Annotated in this window: 15 protein-coding genes and 3 tRNA genes; 10 read left to right on the top strand and 8 right to left on the bottom strand. The window is 47.5% G+C overall.

Annotated elements, in window-relative coordinates:
• Positions 1-7 precede the first annotated feature (7 nt).
• From H579_RS0117300 to H579_RS0117290, 3 genes are all read right to left on the bottom strand, one after another.
• A tRNA-Glu gene (locus H579_RS0117300) sits at positions 8-83 on the bottom strand.
• A 47-nt stretch (positions 84-130) separates the two neighbouring features.
• Positions 131-206: transfer RNA gene (locus H579_RS0117295), tRNA-Gly, on the bottom strand.
• A 57-nt stretch (positions 207-263) separates the two neighbouring features.
• A tRNA-Glu gene (locus H579_RS0117290) sits at positions 264-339 on the bottom strand.
• Positions 340-805: 466 nt separating this feature from the next.
• On the opposite strand from H579_RS0117290, the gene H579_RS0117285 reads away from it, so the two are divergent.
• The 4 genes from H579_RS0117285 to H579_RS0117270 all read left to right on the top strand — a co-directional run bounded on the left by H579_RS0117285 (position 806) and on the right by H579_RS0117270 (position 4,550).
• Positions 806-1,573 (top strand): CD225/dispanin family protein, encoded by a 768-nt coding sequence (locus H579_RS0117285; protein WP_028301733.1) that lies wholly within the window; start codon positions 806-808, stop codon positions 1,571-1,573.
• Positions 1,574-1,611: 38 nt separating this feature from the next.
• Positions 1,612-2,025, top strand: coding sequence for a peptide-methionine (R)-S-oxide reductase MsrB (gene msrB, locus H579_RS0117280; protein ID WP_051227794.1), 414 nt, complete (start codon positions 1,612-1,614; stop codon positions 2,023-2,025).
• Positions 2,026-2,163: 138 nt separating this feature from the next.
• The gene (gene ylqF, locus H579_RS0117275; RefSeq protein WP_028301731.1) at positions 2,164-3,075 is read left to right on the top strand and encodes a ribosome biogenesis GTPase YlqF; all 912 of its coding nucleotides are present in this window, start codon (positions 2,164-2,166) and stop codon (positions 3,073-3,075) included.
• Between the two features lie 254 nt (positions 3,076-3,329).
• A complete protein-coding gene (locus tag H579_RS0117270) occupies positions 3,330-4,550 on the top strand; it encodes a GGDEF domain-containing protein (protein WP_036566571.1) in 1,221 nt (406 codons plus the stop codon).
• Between the two features lie 119 nt (positions 4,551-4,669).
• Here the strand turns inward: H579_RS0117270 and H579_RS0117265 are convergent, their stop codons facing one another.
• Entirely contained in the window at positions 4,670-5,452 is a 783-nt protein-coding gene (locus H579_RS0117265) for an enoyl-CoA hydratase (RefSeq protein ID WP_028301729.1), read from the bottom strand.
• 278 nt (positions 5,453-5,730) lie between these two features.
• Between H579_RS0117265 and H579_RS0117260 the strand changes: the two genes are divergently transcribed.
• Positions 5,731-6,945: a pyridoxal phosphate-dependent aminotransferase gene (locus H579_RS0117260; RefSeq protein ID WP_028301728.1), complete on the top strand. Its 1,215-nt coding sequence runs from the start codon at positions 5,731-5,733 to the stop codon at positions 6,943-6,945.
• A 436-nt stretch (positions 6,946-7,381) separates the two neighbouring features.
• Positions 7,382-8,263 carry a protease HtpX gene (gene htpX / locus H579_RS0117255; RefSeq protein ID WP_028301727.1) on the top strand — a complete coding sequence of 294 codons (882 nt, stop codon included), beginning with the start codon at positions 7,382-7,384 and terminating at the stop codon, positions 8,261-8,263.
• Positions 8,264-8,480: 217 nt separating this feature from the next.
• Here htpX and pdxB read toward each other — a convergent pair whose 3' ends face one another.
• A complete protein-coding gene (gene pdxB / locus H579_RS0117250; protein ID WP_028301726.1) occupies positions 8,481-9,644 on the bottom strand; it encodes a 4-phosphoerythronate dehydrogenase PdxB in 1,164 nt (387 codons plus the stop codon).
• A 185-nt stretch (positions 9,645-9,829) separates the two neighbouring features.
• Between pdxB and H579_RS26215 the strand changes: the two genes are divergently transcribed.
• Positions 9,830-10,120, top strand: a complete 291-nt coding sequence (locus H579_RS26215) for a WGR domain-containing protein (RefSeq protein WP_084624198.1) — start codon at positions 9,830-9,832, stop codon at positions 10,118-10,120.
• 148 nt (positions 10,121-10,268) lie between these two features.
• Here H579_RS26215 and H579_RS0117240 read toward each other — a convergent pair whose 3' ends face one another.
• A complete protein-coding gene (locus H579_RS0117240) occupies positions 10,269-10,514 on the bottom strand; it encodes a glutaredoxin family protein (RefSeq protein ID WP_028301725.1) in 246 nt (81 codons plus the stop codon).
• 82 nt (positions 10,515-10,596) lie between these two features.
• A complete protein-coding gene (gene rlmKL / locus H579_RS0117235) occupies positions 10,597-12,819 on the bottom strand; it encodes a bifunctional 23S rRNA (guanine(2069)-N(7))-methyltransferase RlmK/23S rRNA (guanine(2445)-N(2))-methyltransferase RlmL (protein WP_036566569.1) in 2,223 nt (740 codons plus the stop codon).
• 641 nt (positions 12,820-13,460) lie between these two features.
• Between rlmKL and rmf the strand changes: the two genes are divergently transcribed.
• Positions 13,461-13,670, top strand: a complete 210-nt coding sequence (rmf, locus tag H579_RS28710; RefSeq protein ID WP_084624197.1) for a ribosome modulation factor — start codon at positions 13,461-13,463, stop codon at positions 13,668-13,670.
• 308 nt (positions 13,671-13,978) lie between these two features.
• On the opposite strand, the gene H579_RS0117225 is transcribed toward rmf, so the two are convergent.
• Complete coding sequence (locus H579_RS0117225) at positions 13,979-14,998, bottom strand: quinone-dependent dihydroorotate dehydrogenase (protein ID WP_028301723.1); 1,020 nt, start codon at positions 14,996-14,998, stop codon at positions 13,979-13,981.
• A 316-nt stretch (positions 14,999-15,314) separates the two neighbouring features.
• On the opposite strand from H579_RS0117225, the gene H579_RS0117220 reads away from it, so the two are divergent.
• Complete coding sequence (locus H579_RS0117220) at positions 15,315-17,258, top strand: hypothetical protein (RefSeq protein WP_028301722.1); 1,944 nt, start codon at positions 15,315-15,317, stop codon at positions 17,256-17,258.
• 76 nt (positions 17,259-17,334) lie between these two features.
• Positions 17,335-18,224: ISL3 family transposase (locus tag H579_RS0117215; protein ID WP_028301721.1), on the top strand; the 890-nt coding region annotated here is incomplete at its 3' end.

Here is an 18,224-nt window from a genome sequence, read left to right as displayed (position 1 = left end):
AATAAAATGGCGTCCCATAGGGGGTTCGAACCCCTGTTACCGCCGTGAAAGGGCGGTGTCCTAGGCCACTAGACGAATGGGACGCAGATACTAACAGTAGAAGCTACTCTTAGATTTTTTAACACTTAAATGGAGCGGGAAACGAGATTCGAACTCGCGACCCCAACCTTGGCAAGGTTGTGCTCTACCAACTGAGCTATTCCCGCACAACATTTTTTTACTTCTGACCCACCGGCTTTCACCAGTCAGCACAAGAAATAAAATGGCGTCCCATAGGGGGTTCGAACCCCTGTTACCGCCGTGAAAGGGCGGTGTCCTAGGCCACTAGACGAATGGGACGCAGCAATCTATCGACCTCTCGTCGAAAGATGGCGCGCATTCTATAGGCGTTTTTCTATGTCGTCAACACTTTTTTTCCTTTTCCTTTCAAATGCTTCCCGTACTTCTGAGATCACTTATGACATGGTTGACACAACCCCTTTAGATAGAGAGGCTTACGCATATTGTAAAATTATGTACACTAAGAGTTGGGTCATATCTTTATTACCATGGCGACTCAGCGGATTAAAGTGACTCAAAAGAGTAAGTATTTGGCAAAATTAGCCCCGAAGCACATTTTCTCTTATCATTTACTTAGTTTAGACGACTGAATGGGTTACTTTTTTCCAGAGCTGGTCGATAATGTATAGATCGGCAATTGAAAGATAAGCGTCGCACGAACCTTAAGCCTCGGCTTCTAGAATGTGCGTATAATAAGTAATAAGAATGTTCATCATTTGGTAGGCAGGCAAAAGGGAACCTGGTAATGACATCAGTGATAGTTTTTGGCGTGGTACTTTGTTTGGCTCTCGGCATCATTATGTTCGTGTATAGCAGACAAAGTGCTGAAAAGAAGCGCGTAAACCATGTTCGCAAAGTGCGGGCTTTGGGTGACCGTGCTCGAAACCTGATGTTTGTGATTGAAGAGATTCCACCTCACTACTTAGATCAGAATATGCGAATTCATCTTGCACGCACTATTGCTGAACTATTTCAACAGCAATATGATGCCGAACCTGACGATAAAGTAGCCAAACAACTGCAAAACGCCAAGCAGATGGTGGACTTTGCCACTAAAAACAAGAACGTTTCCAAAGTCCCTGTAACCGACATCCAAGCCGCCAATAATGTTCGTCGCAACTTAAAAATCCTGCATAAGCACATCACCATTCAGTATCAGGAAAAGCAAATTGCCCATAAAACTGCACAGGAATTCCTGAAACAACTACGCCGCGCGTTTACTCAAACCATTATTGAAGTCTATGCCTCTGCCGGTAAAAAAGCGGAAAAAGAAGGCAAACCTAAAATTGCAGCCCTGAACTACCGTCGTGTTATCAACGAAATGGGCAAACAAAACCAGGGCGGCGAGTTTACTGATCAAATTCTAGTAACTAAAAAGCGTATTGACGAACTGGAAAACGAAGCAACCAAGTTAGAACAAAAAGCCCGACTTGAAGGCGACCAACTCTCTAAACAATTGGAAGAGATGGAACAAAAAGAAGACGAATGGAAGAAGAAGCAGGTTTACGACTGATCCGTTTACCATTCACTTTTATCTAACAAGGCTCAACCATGTCTAACCATGATCTGACTAACAACCAGCAGAACAGCAACGAAGACTGGCAAGATAAGCTGACTCCAGAGCAATATCATGTCTGTCGTTGCGGCGGCACTGAACCAGCCTTCTCTGGAAAATACTACGACCATCATGAACAGGGCGAATATCTGTGCGCCTGCTGTGGTGTACCCCTATTTAGTTCAGAACACAAATATGACTCCGGCAGTGGCTGGCCGAGCTACTACCAGGCAATCAATGAATCCACTATTCGGGAACTAAGGGATAGCAGTCACGGCATGATCCGCACTGAGATTCGCTGTTCGCAGTGTGATTCCCATTTAGGCCACGTCTTCCCTGACGGCCCTGCACCGACAGGCTTGAGGTACTGCGTAAATTCTGCATCATTAGATTTCAAAGCAGCCGACTAACACCAATTCCTGCCGCTTGCTTAGCAACGGCCCTTGCCAAGCAATTAACAAGTTACCCTCTTTATGGGTAGCTTGTTATAATCCCCTTCCTTTCTGCTCTATGCAGATTCGTTATCTCTAAAAATCAGGAGTTGCTCCATGCTAGGCTGGTATCCCGGTCATATGAACAAAGCCCGTCGTCAAATTAAAGACGCGCTACCGGAAATTGATGTCATTATTGAAGTACTTGATGCCCGTCTACCCTACTCCAGTGAAAACCCCATGCTGGCGGAGATTCGTGGCAAAAAACCCTGCCTGAAAATCCTTAGCCGGGATGACCTGGCAGACCCAGTCCGCACAAAAGAATGGATTAAATTCTTTAACGACCTGGAAGATACCCGTGCAATTAACGTTACGACTACAGAAAGCCGCACTCTAAAGCAGATTCCTAAACTGGTTAAAGAGATGGCAGGTCATGTACGCCAGGACCGTCCGGTACGCGCCATGGTGATGGGCATCCCTAATGTCGGAAAATCCACTCTGATCAATAGCTTGGCTGGCAAAAAAGTCGCCAAAGTAGGCGACGAACCTGCGGTTACTAAACGTCAGCAGAAAATCGCCCTTCCTTCAGGCATCGCTATCGTAGATACACCAGGGGTGCTTTGTCCACGTATTGAGGATCAAAAAAGCGCCTATCGCCTGGCTACATCCGGCGCGATTCGTAATACAGCAATCGACTTTCTGGATATCGCCATGTTTGCTGCTGAAGAGCTGGCAAAGCGTTACCCCACACTATTAAGCCAACGCTATAAGATGAAAACTCTGCCAGAAACACCAGAAGGTATTCTGGAACTGATTGCCAGCAAACGCGGCGGTTTAAGGGCTGGTGGCGAGATTGACTGGCATAAGGCCTCTGAAGTGCTTTTGAATGATCTTCGCGCCGGTCATATTGGCCGCCTTACCCTGGAAACTCCTGACGATATTCCTGAGCCTGTAGAGGAGCCTGAAGATCAACAGGAGCAAAACGAGACACTTAAAAGCAGCGACAACCCCAATACGACAGCTGAATAACACGAACCAATCCAACCCGCTACAGCCTGGGATTAAAACCCCTTAAAATAGCTCGGGACTAGCCATAAGTCTCAAAATGTCTCGAGCGTGTTTTAAGGTATGATATAAATCAAAAAATAAGCGAACTTTTTCCGCTACCCTTGCCGACCTTGAGATAGAGCTGGTTACTTTATAACCAGAATAATGAACAACTCTGCTACCCATACAACAAAGCAGAGCCTATCACTCCTTCGTTTGCGTTTGCCCGGAGAACCATGTCAGATACCAGTACTATGTCATCACCAGAAGCAGAAAAAAAAGAATCTTCTGAAGAGAGGCGTCAGTATGCCGAGCTTACCGAGCCAACAACAAACCATGATGTCGGCGGCTTGTATCGAAAACTGACTGAACTCAATGTCTTTGACACTCTGACCAACCGCTACCACTCAGAAGACTTTAATGCAGCCCGTAGCGAATATATTCGCACCCGGGTCAATATTCTGAGCGTAGTGTTTGCAGTTTTTGCCCCTCTTTGGATTCCGCTGGACTACTTACTGCTGGAAGCGGAAGACCTCGGCAATATCGCGTTTTATCGCCTGATGCTGTTTATCTCCATGATCCTACTGCTGTTTGTCAATAATGCCCGCAAGCGAAACCTGCAGCACTCCCTGTTTTGTATGACGCTTATGATCGCCTTTCCTGCGATCTTCTATACCGCCAGCTTATTCCAACTGGTGCATAGCAACGCCTCTTTGATTGGCTATAGCTTTATCCCTTTTCTCCTGGTCGCCATTCTTAGCGTATTCCCCCTGACCATGTTAGAAGCAGCTGCCTTGGGCGCAGGCCTGATTGCCACTCTGGTCTATAACGACTTCTATGCAGGTACATTGTTCACCCTTGATGGCTTTAAAGATATCTGGTTGATCTCGATTCTGCTAATCATCGCTTTGTGGGCCAACCAGGCACAATTGCATATGCTGTTACGCCTTTACCGCCAGGCCACGCGAGACCCACTCACAGGCCTGTTAAACCGCCGAGTGATGATGGAGCGCCTGAATGAGCTGACACAACGCTGGGAGAAAAATAATAAGCGCCCACCTGTCAGCGTGCTGATGCTGGACCTGGATCGCTTTAAGCGCATTAATGACACCCATGGTCACCTGACAGGTGATAAAGTTCTCCAGGCGTTTAGCCAGATTATGAAAGACGAGCTGCGCAGCAGCGATATTCTAACCCGCTATGGCGGCGAGGAGTTTGCGGCAATCTTGCCGGGTACCAGCCTGGACAATGCGGTACGAGCCTCCGAACGTATTCGCATCCGTTGTGAACAATCCTGGGTCACCTCAAAAGACAATGAGCCGGTACGTTTTACGATCAGCATTGGTGCTGGTGAACTAAAAGCAGGTGAAGACCTGAACGAGGTGCTTCAGCGAGTAGACAACTCCTTGTATGAAGCCAAGAAAACAGGGCGTAACAAGGTGATTCAGGCGGACTAACGCTATAAAAATAGCTTAAAGCAGATCCTGCCCTAACAAAAAGCCTGAGCCTTTCCCAGCTCAGGCTTTTCTCTTTGGACCATTAGATAAAAACAGCACCCGATAATATCAATACGGCTTTAACGCCCCTGCCAGCAAGGCGTGCGCTTATTCAGGAACGCATCAACACCCTCCTGGGCATCATGGGCCAGCATATTCTCCGTCATCACCCAACTGCAATACTCATACGCTTCAGCCTGAGTCATCTCCGCCTGCTTATAAAACGCTTCTTTACCCACCTTTAAGGTATAGGAAGATTTACTGGCGATAGTTTCCGCAACCTGAACCACCTTATCGACCAACTCAGTTTCAGGCAGAGCCGCATTGATCAGCCCCATCTCCTGTGCTTGCTCAGCTTGAACCATATCGCCGGTTAATAGCATCTCCATGGCATGCTTACGGTGTACCGCACGGGTTAACGCCACCATGGGCGTTGAGCAGAACAAACCAATATTGACCCCAGGGGTCGCAAAGCGGGCATTATCCGCAGCATAGGCCAAGTCACAGGATGCCACTAACTGACAACCCGCTGCAGTCGCAATACCATGCACCTGAGCAATCACAGGCTGTGGAATACTCTGCACCGCCTGCATAAGATTCGCACACGTCGCAAACGTCTGCTGATAAAAGGCCTCGCTACCATTAGCCTTCATCTCTTTCAGATCATGGCCCGCACAAAAGCCCTTGCCACTACCTTTAAGCACCACCACTTTAATACTTTTATCTTCAGCCACTGCTCTTAACTGCTGAGTTAAAACATTCATACAGGCTATAGATAAAGCGTTGTAGGCTTCTGGGCGATTCAGGGTCAGATAGGCCACACCATTGGCATCTTCTCGTAGTACCAGCTCACTCTGGGGCATAGATATCTCCTTGCTTTGATTGTTATTTTTACCGAGCATATCACGTCTCACCAGTCTGAAAGAACGGATACCATACAGTCAGATAAGACCTTGGTTTAGCTTCCATCCAACAGATACTTAATCCATGTTTTTTTTGCTTATCAAAAAGCAATAAATTCTTTAATATACTTCGTTTTCCAAAAAATTTTCTGTTGAAACCCTTAAAACAGAACCAAACCCTAAAAAATAGGGAACACCATACGACTACAGCCGGAGATTACCGGATATACGGAACGATTATGCAAACCTTAAAGAAGTCCACAAAACTCAATAATGTGTGTTACGACATCCGTGGACCTGTCCTTGACGAAGCAAGACGAATGGAAGAGGAAGGTCACCGTATTCTTAAACTGAATATCGGCAACCCAGCCCCATTTGGCTTCGAGGCACCGGAAGAGATTCTGCAGGATGTACTTCATAACCTGCCCAATGCCCAGGGCTACTGCGAATCTAAAGGTTTGTATTCGGCACGTAAGGCGGTGATGCAAGAGTGTCAGCGCAAAAAGATCGACAATGTATCCATAGAAGATATCTACCTGGGTAACGGCGTTAGCGAACTGATCGTCATGGCGATGCAGGGCCTGCTGAATGACGACGACGAGATTCTGATTCCTGCGCCGGATTACCCGCTATGGACTGCAGCTTCCCGCCTGGCAGGCGGCAAGGCTGTACATTACATCTGTGATGAGCAATCCGATTGGTATCCTGATCTGGATGATATTCGCAGCAAGATCACCGAAAAAACCCGCGGCATCGTGATTATCAACCCTAATAATCCGACCGGTGCGCTATACCCAGAGTCTCTGCTGAAAGAGATTATTGAGGTCGCCCGTGAACATAATCTGGTGGTTCTGGCGGACGAGATCTACGACAAGATCCTGTACGACGAGGAGAAACACACCTCTATCGCCAGCCTGGCCGACGACGTGCTGTTTTTAACCTTTAATGGCTTGTCTAAATCTTACCGAGTAGCGGGCTTCCGTTCCGGCTGGATGATCATCAGCGGTAATAAACATCACGCCACAGACTTTATTGAGGGCCTGAATATGCTCTCTTCGATGCGCCTATGTGCCAACGTGCCGTCTCAGCATGCTATACAGACCGCATTAGGTGGCTATCAAAGCATTAATGATCTGGTGCTGCCCGGCGGCCGCTTAAAGGATCAGCGCGACCTGGCATGGGAGATGCTGGACAATATTCCAGGTGTCAGCTGTGTAAAACCTAAGGGCGCACTCTACCTGTTCCCGAAACTGGATGCGCAACGCTTTAACATCCACGATGATGAGAAGTTTGCCTACGATCTACTGAAGCAGGAAAAGATGCTGGTAGTTCAGGGCACCGCCTTTAACTGGCCGAAGCCGGACCACTTCCGTATCGTATCTCTGCCTTACGTGGACCAACTGGAAGATGCCATCAACCGTATTGCCCGCTTCCTAAGCAAATATAAGCAGTAACATACTGTTTTATAAAGGCTTAAAGTACATTAATCTTGCCTGGCAAGATTAAGAATCCAAGGCGTAACAGCTCAAGCTGCTACGCCTTTCTTTCCCTTTTTACCCTCTCTATCCCTTAGCCACTTTCCTTAAAGCATCATCATGATTTTATTTTTTATGTCATAGTACGGTGCCATATTAAGCCTCAAACCAAAGGACTTGACCGGCGACTTTAATCGACCATAAAGCCCTAAAATATGGACAACTGGCACTGATTTATCCATCAAAAGAGCAGAACTCAGAAACACTTTGACAAAGACTCCCTAAGCATCTGTTATTTATGGATAATACAGGGCTTTATTTTTTCACTGTAAAATCAAAAAAATCGGCTGACTCTTGAACCAATCTGGTTTGCCCTAATCTAAAAGCCGAAATAACTAATGGAGAATTCGCCGTTATGATGCGTATCGGTTTATTCCTGCTGACAAACCTTGCGGTTTTAGTCGTTGCAGGTGTTGTGCTTAGCTTGCTGGGAGTGGGAAGTTACCGTGAAGGCTCTTCCCTGAACATGGTTAACCTGCTGATTATCTGTGCCGTCTTTGGTTTCAGCGGTTCTTTGATCTCGCTGTTTATGTCCAAAATGATGGCTAAAATGGGTACGGGTACTCAGCTGATCGAACAACCACGTAATGAAACTGAGGCCTGGTTACTACAAACTGTTGAAGAGCTGTCGCAAAAAGCCGGTATTAAGATGCCGGAAGTGGGAATTTTCCCATCCATGGAATCCAACGCTTTTGCTACAGGTTGGAATAAAAACGATGCACTGGTCGCGGTAAGTGCAGGCCTGCTGCAACGCATGAATCCTGAAGAGGTTCGTGCAGTTCTGGCTCACGAGATTGGCCACGTCGCTAATGGCGACATGGTGACTCTGGCGATGATTCAGGGTGTAGTAAACACCTTCGTGATGTTTGTGACTCGTTGTGTGGTTTATGCCATCGACCAGTTTACGGCTGATGAAGAAGGCGAAGGCGGTCTGGGTTGGGTTGCCGAGCTGGTACTGACCATTGTGCTGGATACTCTCTTCGGTATTCTGGCATCCGGTATCGTGGCATGGTTCAGCCGTCGTCGTGAGTTTAAAGCGGACCAGGCCGGTGCTGAATTGGCGGATCGTCAGGCGATGATCTCTGCCCTGCAACGCCTGAAAGCAGAATACGAAGGTGCCAGCGGTCTGCAAGGCTCTATGACTGCACTGGGTATCTCTGGTGGTAAGATGTCTGCATTCTTTGCATCTCACCCACCACTGGATGACCGTATCGCAGCACTGCAGCAAGGCCGTTAATACCTTAGCTCCTGCCCTTAACTGCAGACTGTTAATCTCTGGCTAGCGCAACCCGGCGACAGCCAGAGATAAGGCAGCCACTGCAGCAACAAGATACAAAAAAGCCACCCATTCTGCTCTATAGCTAAATGCGGTGGCTTTTTTAATGCTTAGGGATAGGTATCAAGCCAAGGAGTACTTTCCCCTCCTCTTCCAAATCCTTTCCCTATAACAGTTTCTATTTGCCAAACTTAATACCAAAACCAAACTTCTCCAGTCGATCTGCCAGCTTCTGCTGGTTATTCTTCAACTGGATGCGCAGAGTATGGAATTCGCGACGAATAGGATAGCTACGACGCAGCTCATCAAACACAGGGCCTAAAGGTTTATTTGCACGGGCGGCTTTAGCAAAGGCACGACGCATGGCGATATCGTCATTACGCACGTCATAACAAGCCCTGATAGAAGTCAGTGTTGACCACCAACGATGGGCCGAATGGGAATAAGAAACCTTCTTCAGCGGTGGCTCAGGGATCAGCTGAGCCAGTTTTTTGCGTACCGGCAGACCAAAACCCTGACACACAGCCTGATACACCATCTCAGTGCCTGCCAGCTTGCCGTCAAGGCTATAACCTGCGATATGAGGGGTGGCAATATCTACCAACTCTAACAACGCGTGATCGATCCCAGGTTCGCTCTCCCACACATCCAGAGCAACGATCAGATCATCATGTTCCAGCAAACGCTTTTTTAGCGCCTGATTGTCCAGTGCGCCGCCACGGCCACTGTTAATCAGGATAGTGCCCGGCTTGAGGTTTTTAATACGCTTAGCGTTTAACAGATGCTCAGTTGGATGATCACCCGTAGTGATCAGAGGAGTGTGCATACTGATAACATCAGCCTCAGCCAGCAGGGTATCCAGCTCGGTAAAGCCTTCCTCGCCTTCTGCTGCTGCACGAGGCGGATCATTGACCAGCACTTTAATACCGATCTCCTGTAGTCGCTTCTGCAGGCAACCACCGACATTACCGGCACCGATAATACCCACTGTTTTCTCTTTTAGCAGAAAGCCTTCCTGATCCGACAATAGAGTCAGTACGCTCAGGACGTATTCCACTACAGAGTTGGCGTTACAGCCAGGCGAGTTGGCAAAGCCAATTCTATTCTTCTTCAGATAGTCCAGATCGATATGATCGCAACCGATAGTGGCGGTGGCGACAAATTTTACTTTAGAGCCTTCCAGTAGCTGAGCATTGACAGGTGTGATTGAACGCACCAACAAAACGTCCGCATTTTTGACTTGTTCTGCGGTCATATCCCGGCCTGGCAGGGTTTCAATGGTGCCCAATTCAGAAAAGAATTCCTGAATAAGGGGGATATTTTCGTCGGCAATAATGTGCATCTGTTTTCCTCTAGGCCATTCCTGAAAGCACTCTTAATATCAAAGCTTTACAAATGCGAGTGTTTCAGGCTCAATTCGCGCTTGCAGCCTGAAATTTTTTGATTTCTTGACCGGCGCATCCGTCACCGGTTTGAAACTGCGATTCATGATGGGTTAAATCATATCAGTCCGCTGGAGTAGCACAAGTGATTGTTCGCTGGCAAAACGAACATGATTATTGCCTGGTCCATATTCACCAGGATATGTTCGGAGATTGGCTGCTTACCAAAGCCTGGGGTCAAATCGGCACCCAGTTTGGTGGCGTAAGTCATTCATTAATGGAATCTTATAATGAAGCCGTCACTTTGATGGAAAGCATAGGCACAGTGCAGGAAAGTCGTGGCATGAAACGTGTACTGCAATTGGATGACAAGGATGAAGCTGCAGATCTGTTTTCGGATCTGTTACGTTCCGGTGAATTACCCCCCGAGAGCTAGTGCTTTTCATACTCTTACCAGCCACTCGTCTATAGCCTCACAGACAACTGGCAATTAAAACCCAGAGACTTCAGCTCAGGCCTTAACCTGAGCCAGATCTCTTAGTTAAACAAAAGTTTTAATTGCCTGCTGACCTGTCAGTCACATATCAACTGTTCGATAAGTACGCTTCAGCTTGCTGAGCATCAAATGGCCAACCCAGATCTTCTTCTTTATCATCGGTGCGAATCACAGGGATACGAATACCGTACTTTTCTACCAGAGCTTCCTGCTCACTGATCTCAACCAGCTCCAGAGTTACACCCAACTGCTCGGTCAATGGATGCACAATCGCCAGCGCCATATCACACAAGTGACAACCTGCCGTAGTGTAAAGGTAAAGGGTTTTGCTCATAGCGTGGTTAGCTCACTATTCAAAAACTGAGTGAAGCAAAGACTGCATCAATCCGCAGCCTCTGCTAATCAATGATCACTGATCAGTCGAAATAACGAATTTCGAAACAGTGGTGGATCTTCAGATTACGGGAGAAGTCCATAGGTACGGATTCTTTAGAGATATCCTCCACATCATAACGCTCCACAATCTCCTCATCCATCTTAAAGCCGCGCAGGTTGTTGGAGAAGATCAGCACGCCACCCGGTGCCAGCACACGCATTGCATGACGAATCATACGGGCATGATCACGCTGAATATCCAACACACCCTTCATCCGCTTGGAGTTGGAGAAGGTGGGTGGGTCCATAAAGATCACATCAAACAGGCGATCATTGGTCTCCAGCCACTCTTTACAGTCCGCATGGATAAACTCATGTTCGTCGCCCATGAAGCCGTTCAGGCGCATATTTTTGCGACCCCAGTCCAAATAGGTTTTGGACAGATCCACGCTGACAGTACTGCGTGCGCCACCGACAGCAGCATGTACAGATGCCGTGGCAGTATAACAGAACAGATTCAGAACTCGCTTATCTTTTGCCTGCTCGCCGATATAGGTACGAATTGGGCGGTGATCCAGGAACAGGCCCGTATCCAGATAATCATCCAGATTTACCAGCAGCTTACACTTACCTTCGGTGACGGTCAGGGTTTCGCCTTTACGATCAAACTTCTCGTACTGAGCACGGCCACTCTGACGCTTACGCTGTTTCAGATGGATATTGGATGGGTTGATCTCAAACACTGCAGGCAGCACCTGCAGCACATCCATCAAACGACGCTCCGCTTTCTTCGGATCAATACTCTTCGGTGGTGCATACTCCTGCACATGCAGATGCTCACCATAAACATCCACTGCGACCGCGTACTCAGGAATATCGGCATCATAAGCACGAAAACATTCAATTTCGTTCTTTTTTTGCCATTTTTTCAGCTGTTTCAGGTTTTTTCGCACCCGGTTAGCAAACATACGTCCGCCTTCGCTCCAGCCGGACTCATCGTAGATCAGCTCTTCTGTGCTGATTCGATCGCCCTGAGCTTTATTTTGACCTTTGCCCTGTTGAGCGCCATCTGCAGATGATTGAGTCTGCTGATCCACTTCAAGAACCGTAAACAACAATAGCTTACACGGCAGGGCACCGTTAAACATGTTGTACTGTTTGTGACTGCGCATGCCCATCTTGTGGCACAGATCCCCGTTACCGGTAAACACCGAGACCTGCCAGTTGGCAAACTCTTCTTTCAGGCGATCACCCAGATGACGATACAGATGGATCAATGACGGCATATCACTGATACGCTCACCATACGGCGGGTTAGTGGCTACCAAGCCTGGTTCCAGATGACCCGCATGAGTCGGCTGAACAAAGTTCGCCAGCTCTTTTCGTGCCACATGTACGATCTTATCCAGACCCGCACGACGGATATTTTTCTGTGCTGCATGGATCGCTTTATTGCTCTGATCATAACCGTAGATCAAACCTTTCCAGCGCTTACCGCCGACACTGGCACGGGCTTCCGCTTCTCTTTCAATCTCCTGCCACAGGTCAAAATCATGCTGCTTCCAGGTAAAGAAGCCGAAGTGACTGCGGCTCAAGCCCGGAGCCTGATCCATCGCTATCATCGCAGCTTCAATCAGCAGAGTGCCGGAGCCACACATAGGGTCCAGCAAAGGGGCATTTTGTTTCGCCAGTTCAGGCCAGCCACTGCGGATCAAAATAGCTGCTGCCAGGTTTTCTTTTAACGGTGCCAGTGCGCCGTCCAAGCGATAACCGCGCTGGTGCAAACTGCTGCCAGACAGATCCAGGCTTAACACCACAGTGCCGCGCTGTAAGCGGGCATTCACACGCATGGAAGGCTTGTCTTTGTCGACCGAGTGACGAAAGCCTGTTTCCATCTTCAGCTGATCAACAATAGCATCCTTGACTCGCTGGGCAGCAAAGAGGGAGTTACGAATCTCACGGTTGCTACCGGAGAAATCCACCGCCAAAGTACCCTGGTGCTGCATATGCTCCTGCCAGTCGATCTGCTGCACTGTGTTATATAGCTCTTCTGCATTTTCAGCACTACCCTGCCCCAGCCTGAGCAAGACCCGGTTAGCCAGTCTTGACCACAGACACAACCGATAAGCCACTTCCAAAGTCGCCACACACTCAACACCGGCCACTTTTTCCTTTACCGATTCTGCCCCTAACTGCTGACACTCTTGTGCCAACAAGCCTTCAAGACTTTTAGGACAGGTTAAAAACAGATCTAGTAACGCCATGATTTCTCAACCAAATTACAAACTGCTCACAATATAAGCAATTTCGTTTATTCCCATAACATATTAAAAGTTACAAGATTATGAAAAAAAGGTGTTCGACAAACAATTACGAATCAATTACAACTTAACTGTTGTCGTGTATTTGCGCAAAGTTCATTGACACCAAAAATTAGATTCACACTCATCAGACCGACCTAAAAGTCGGATAATGTCTGCAATAATCAAGACAAAAGTGTCGATTACGCCGACAAAAGCGCTTAAGGCTCAGCCATGAAAAAAGAGCCAGGATACGTAAGTTTCTTACCTGAGCACACAAGGGAAAGGCAATAATGCAAAATAAGTGTTGACTCAACCCAGCGGCTTATGATTTTGTAAATACGTACTTAAGCACAAAGCACATCAGACTGGAGGTAAAATCTGATGTAAGGGCGAAAGCCCCAAAGGAAACGACTTAAAACAAACTCAGGGATTGTCTGCCAGAAACTATTGCCCGCCGATGAAGCCACAACAGACCGATGGCACCGGCAAAACAGTGAAATACCAAACAGGACTGAAACAGATAAAGCAGCCTGGGTATTTTCAAGGCAAACAAAACAGGTTCTGACAGACACCACAATACTAGCTACGAGGCGTTAACTCTTATGAAAAGACAAAAACGAGATCCAGCCCAACGAGCTTTCATGCGTGGTTATCAAGCGGGAGTCAATGGCAAATCCCGCGACATGTGCCCCAACCAAAATATAGATACGCGTCAGTTCTGGATGAGTGGCTGGCGTGAAGGCCGAGCCGACTCTTGGGCCGGAATGACAGGTGCATCAGGAATCCATAAGAATCCGACTGTCCTCTCTTAGAGAGAAAATCTCTAATAGCACTTTTCACAGCAAGGCTCGCCATAAGCGAGCCTTTTTATTTTCCGACCTTTTTACCAATACCTTAATAAACCAGCGGTCTGCCTTCATAACAATCTAGAGAGTCACCCTGGCAAAGAGTTATTCCAAGCTGCTGCCAGCCGCTATTAATTATACCATTCACGATAAATTTCTTGATATCGGGGTAGGTTGGATAAGCGAAGCGCCATCCAACACTGACTCCGATTCCAGATCATTGTCGGAAGGCACCTTGCGGCTTTTCCGACCTACACAACTTATCTGGATTAGTATTACTTAGCTGCAGCAATCGCTTCAGCCACTTCATGGATCAGCTTAGGCCCCTGATAGATAAAGCCCGTGTAAACCTGAACCAAACTGGCACCCGCTGCGATCTTTTCTTTTGCAGCTTCCGCACAATCGATACCACCCACACCAATAATCGGCAGTTCACCTTGCAGGGTTTCAGCCAGCACCTTAATTACATGGGTTGACTTATCACGCACCGGCTTACCACTCAGGCCACCCGCTTCATCAGCGTTTTTCAGTCCTTTAACCGCTTCACGCTCCAGAGTGGTATTGGTTGCAATTACCGCATCCATTTTCTGGTTACGGATATTCTCTGCCACCATGCGTACTTCGTCGTCATCCATATCGGGCGCGATTTTCACCGCGATAGGTACATAGCGCTTGTGCTGTTCAGCCAGACGGAGCTGCTCCTCTTTTAACGCTCTCAGCAGCTCCTCCAGCGTCTCACCAAACTGCAGATTACGCAGCCCAGGGGTATTCGGTGAAGAGATATTCACGGTCACGTAATCAGCGTGTGGATACACTTCTTTCAGGCAGTACAGGTAATCCTTCTCCGCATCTTCAACAGACGTAGTCAGATTTTTACCGATATTAATACCCACAATACCCTGAAACTTGCTACGTTTTACCTGCTCAACCAGGTGATGCACACCTTTATTGTTGAAGCCCATACGGTTAATAATGGCTTCTTTCTCAGGAATACGAAACAGACGCGGCTTATCGTTTCCAGGCTGAGGTTTAGGGGTTACCGTACCCACCTCAACAAAACCAAAACCTAAAGCACCCAGCGCATCCAGATGATCCGCGTTCTTATCCAGTCCCGCCGCCAGTCCTACTGAGTTAGGAAAGCGAATACCCATCACTTCAACAGGGGCCTGTACTGCTTTTTTAGTAAATAGAGACAGAGCACCCACATTGTGAGCAGCATTCAGGCCATCAAGGGCCAGTTCGTGAGCGGTTTCACCGGAAAATTGGAAAAGAATCGAGCGCGCCAGACTATACATTAAGTTCTCCAGGCTGTGGTTGCGGAGGGTATAGAAAAATTGGGCGCGAGTATAACGCATTTCCAGCCATATCAACATGGGTGAATAGGGTCAATTGTTCCGTAATAGATAAAGACTTTGCCGTCAGTAAAACCCTGTCTGCCCCGATACCACACTGTGAATTTCTGCACATCATGCTTCAATAAACGGCTCACTCTGTTTGGTTTTTAATTGAAGAATCATTTTTGAACTTAGACGTAAGTTTTATCTATCTAAGCTAAAATATTTACTCTATAGTCCGCGTTTTCTGCATCCTGCTCAAATATAGTGACAACAGATGGATTTTTTCAAACTTAAAAAAGCACAGAGTAACTCAACAACCAAAGTCAGCATTCAACGTGAAGGCAACCGACAGATCAAGCAGATCAGTGAGGCTGTCAGCACGGTACCCTGGGGCATATCCATGCTATCTCTGGCATGGACGGCTGGCCCAGTGACTTTATTTGCGGCTCAAATCAGTTACCTGCTGGGATATAACAAAGCACCAACGCAGGAAAACCTGATCTTTTTCTTTGTTTACACCGTGATCACGGGTATTGCCGGTATCGTGGCTCAAATTACCTATAAGCTGACGCGAGGTAGAAAGGTAGAGAATCAGAAACAACAAGTCTCAATGGTTCTTGAGCAACTACCGGAGCTGCGCTGGCAGGTGCTGGATTTACATACCCACCAGCTAACACCGGAACAACGTACCCGCTATGTCGCGAAAATCCTGCTGCAAAAAGTTGATCTGGATCCTGAGTCTCTGAAACAGGCGGTATTTGATCTGACAAGCAACAAAGCCTTTGCCCGTTTACTCAGCCAGATTGAGATCTATCGGCAAGTTGGTATGGATCGTCGTATCGATGATTTGACGGAAGCGCATCACGAACTGATCACAAATGTGATTATCGGTCTGGAAGATATCGAGCCCGATGCCATTCCCATGTTACGGATGAGACTTCAGGGAGATAGCCCGGACCAAAAGACAGGTATGCCACGCCATGAAAACTTTATTGAGCGTGTTTTTTCTGCAATTGAGGAAGAAAACGACCTTCTGATGAACGATGAAGATGTCGAAGAGATGATCGTACTGGTTTTTGAATTACTCTGCGGACGAAAAATCCCGACTCTGACATTCAGCTACAGTGGCCGGTGGGAACTGGCCAGTGCTCTGGACCGACTTGAGACAGAGCGCAGTAAATACCGTATTGCCCAGGCTACGGGGCTTAGTCGTATTCGCTCTTTAACCAGTTATATCAATAATGTAAAACAAGAGTACATTGAAGCGCCGCATGAAGAGCATACGCCGATGTCACTAAGCCAGTCGGCTGACTTATTGGTAGAGCAAGCGGAATTGTTTTTGGATAAACAAGCCGAACTTCTGACCGATTATTGCGCCCAATCCCGTAAGAGCAGCAATAAAGTGGATAAAGAATGGGTTAAGCATCAGTCAGAAATACTGTCAACCTCCATTCAACTATGGAAAGAGATTCGTAAGGCGTACAGTCAGCTGGGCAAACAGCATGAGCTGTTATTAAAAGCCTCAGACCGCTGGGACAAATACATTAGGAACTACTCTGACAACGACACGCAGCTACAGCTTGGTAAAGGCAATAAAGGCCTACGCATCAAGGAAAATATCATTGAACTGGATGCGAAGGCTAAAGCAGAAATCTGTGCGACTCTGGCAAACTTCCTCAGTAAAAACAAGCTGACACCGGAAGACCAAAATAAAGCCAGACAGACATGGTTAAGGGGGCGGGTTACAAAAACCACCCTGCACGAGGACCATATTACACCTGAACTGGCCAAACAGTTAGCCATTGAGATTGCCCTCGTTCTGGAGCCCTATATTCACCTAAGTCGCCCTGAAATTCAGCGAGCGATTTACAGTACCCATGGCAGTTATATGAACGACATTGAGCCTGGAATGAGTGCAGCAACAAAGATAGCGATGGGATCAGCGATGGCAGATGAGAAGCGAAAAGATCTGTCCATAGCCGCCGAGCGCCTGGCTTTAGCCTTAGTAAAACACTATCAGGTTAATCTGGAGGAGAAAGCTATCGCATTTCTGAGAGATACTTATCAGGCGCGGGAGTCCAGGCTGAACCTTATTAACCAATACTCCGCCAGCAGAGAGCGAAAGATTAGCTATCTTAGCCTAAGACCTCCTGTTGTGGCTGCCCCCAAACGTAGCTGGTACACCGCTTTGATTGATGCCCGGCGCATTGTTAACTAATGGCTCCTCGACGTTAGGTGTGGATTCCAGTTTGAGAGTTGTAGCAGAATAAGTACTTTTTCAGAGGTGAAGTATCATGGATGGCAATCAAATTCTGGCATTAGGCCTTGGTTTAGAAGCCCCGTGGAAATTGGTTGACCAACATCTTGATACATCCTCTTCACCTCATCAGTTACACCTGACGGTTGAGGCGAATCGAGGTAGCTTGTTCTCTTGCCCTGAATGTGGTCAAGCATGCCCTGCCCATGACTATAAAGAACTTACCTGGCGGCATTTGAACTTCTTTCAACATCATTGCTTTCTCCATGCCAGAACGCCCCGTACCCGATGCCCAGATCATGGTGTTAAAAGGATCAATGTGCCCTGGGCTCGCAAAGGCAGTGACTTTACCCTTCTGTTTGAACAAGCTGCGATGACACTGATACGGGAGATGCCTGTCCTGGCAGCCGCTCGCTTTATGGAAGTCACGGATAAGCGGCTTTGGCGTATGTTGGAATACTATATTCAACACAGCTTGGAACACTGGGATTTATCGGCTGTTAAAAAGCTCGCGCTGGATGAAACGGCATCAAAGCGTGGACATAACTATGTCACGGTTTTTCTGGATATGGATAAAGCTGATAGCCCCGTCATCTTTGCAGTGCCGGGGCGTGGTAAAGCCACTGTTAAAGCCTTCAGTGGCTTCTTAAAGGAGCATGAAGGACAACCGGAGCAAATAGCAGAAGTCGTCTGCGATATGTCAAAAGCTTTTCTCAGTGCCGTTGATGAGGAGCTGCCAAATGCCGAGGTAACGATCGATTGGTTTTATGTCGTACAGATTTTTAACAAAGGAGTGGATCAGGTTAGAAAGCAGGAAAGAAAAAACGACCCGCAGCCCAAAAGTACACGCTGGGCAGTGCTGAAGAACCTTGATAATAGAGATATGACGCGGTCTCAACTGGAAGCATTGCAAGAGCTTTTAGCAGA

It is taken from the genome of Oceanospirillum beijerinckii DSM 7166 (genome assembly GCF_000422425.1).
Classification (GTDB): Bacteria; Pseudomonadota; Gammaproteobacteria; order Pseudomonadales; family Halomonadaceae; genus Oceanospirillum; species Oceanospirillum beijerinckii.
This window is presented reverse-complemented; position numbering and strand designations above follow the sequence as displayed.

What these genes read in the sequence shown, in the direction of transcription:
- H579_RS0117285 (WP_028301733.1), top strand. Translation starts at nt 806, where the DNA reads ATGACATCAGTGATAGTTTTTGGCGTGGTACTTTGTTTGGCTCTCGGC.
- msrB (WP_051227794.1), top strand. Translation starts at nt 1,612, where the DNA reads ATGTCTAACCATGATCTGACTAACAACCAGCAGAACAGCAACGAAGAC.
- ylqF (WP_028301731.1), top strand. Translation starts at nt 2,164, where the DNA reads ATGCTAGGCTGGTATCCCGGTCATATGAACAAAGCCCGTCGTCAAATT.
- H579_RS0117270 (WP_036566571.1), top strand. Translation starts at nt 3,330, where the DNA reads ATGTCAGATACCAGTACTATGTCATCACCAGAAGCAGAAAAAAAAGAA.
- H579_RS0117265 (WP_028301729.1), bottom strand. Translation starts at nt 5,452, where the DNA reads ATGCCCCAGAGTGAGCTGGTACTACGAGAAGATGCCAATGGTGTGGCC.
- H579_RS0117260 (WP_028301728.1), top strand. Translation starts at nt 5,731, where the DNA reads ATGCAAACCTTAAAGAAGTCCACAAAACTCAATAATGTGTGTTACGAC.
- htpX (WP_028301727.1), top strand. Translation starts at nt 7,382, where the DNA reads ATGATGCGTATCGGTTTATTCCTGCTGACAAACCTTGCGGTTTTAGTC.
- pdxB (WP_028301726.1), bottom strand. Translation starts at nt 9,644, where the DNA reads ATGCACATTATTGCCGACGAAAATATCCCCCTTATTCAGGAATTCTTT.
- H579_RS0117240 (WP_028301725.1), bottom strand. Translation starts at nt 10,514, where the DNA reads ATGAGCAAAACCCTTTACCTTTACACTACGGCAGGTTGTCACTTGTGT.
- rlmKL (WP_036566569.1), bottom strand. Translation starts at nt 12,819, where the DNA reads ATGGCGTTACTAGATCTGTTTTTAACCTGTCCTAAAAGTCTTGAAGGC.
- rmf (WP_084624197.1), top strand. Translation starts at nt 13,461, where the DNA reads ATGAAAAGACAAAAACGAGATCCAGCCCAACGAGCTTTCATGCGTGGT.
- H579_RS0117225 (WP_028301723.1), bottom strand. Translation starts at nt 14,998, where the DNA reads ATGTATAGTCTGGCGCGCTCGATTCTTTTCCAATTTTCCGGTGAAACC.
- H579_RS0117220 (WP_028301722.1), top strand. Translation starts at nt 15,315, where the DNA reads ATGGATTTTTTCAAACTTAAAAAAGCACAGAGTAACTCAACAACCAAA.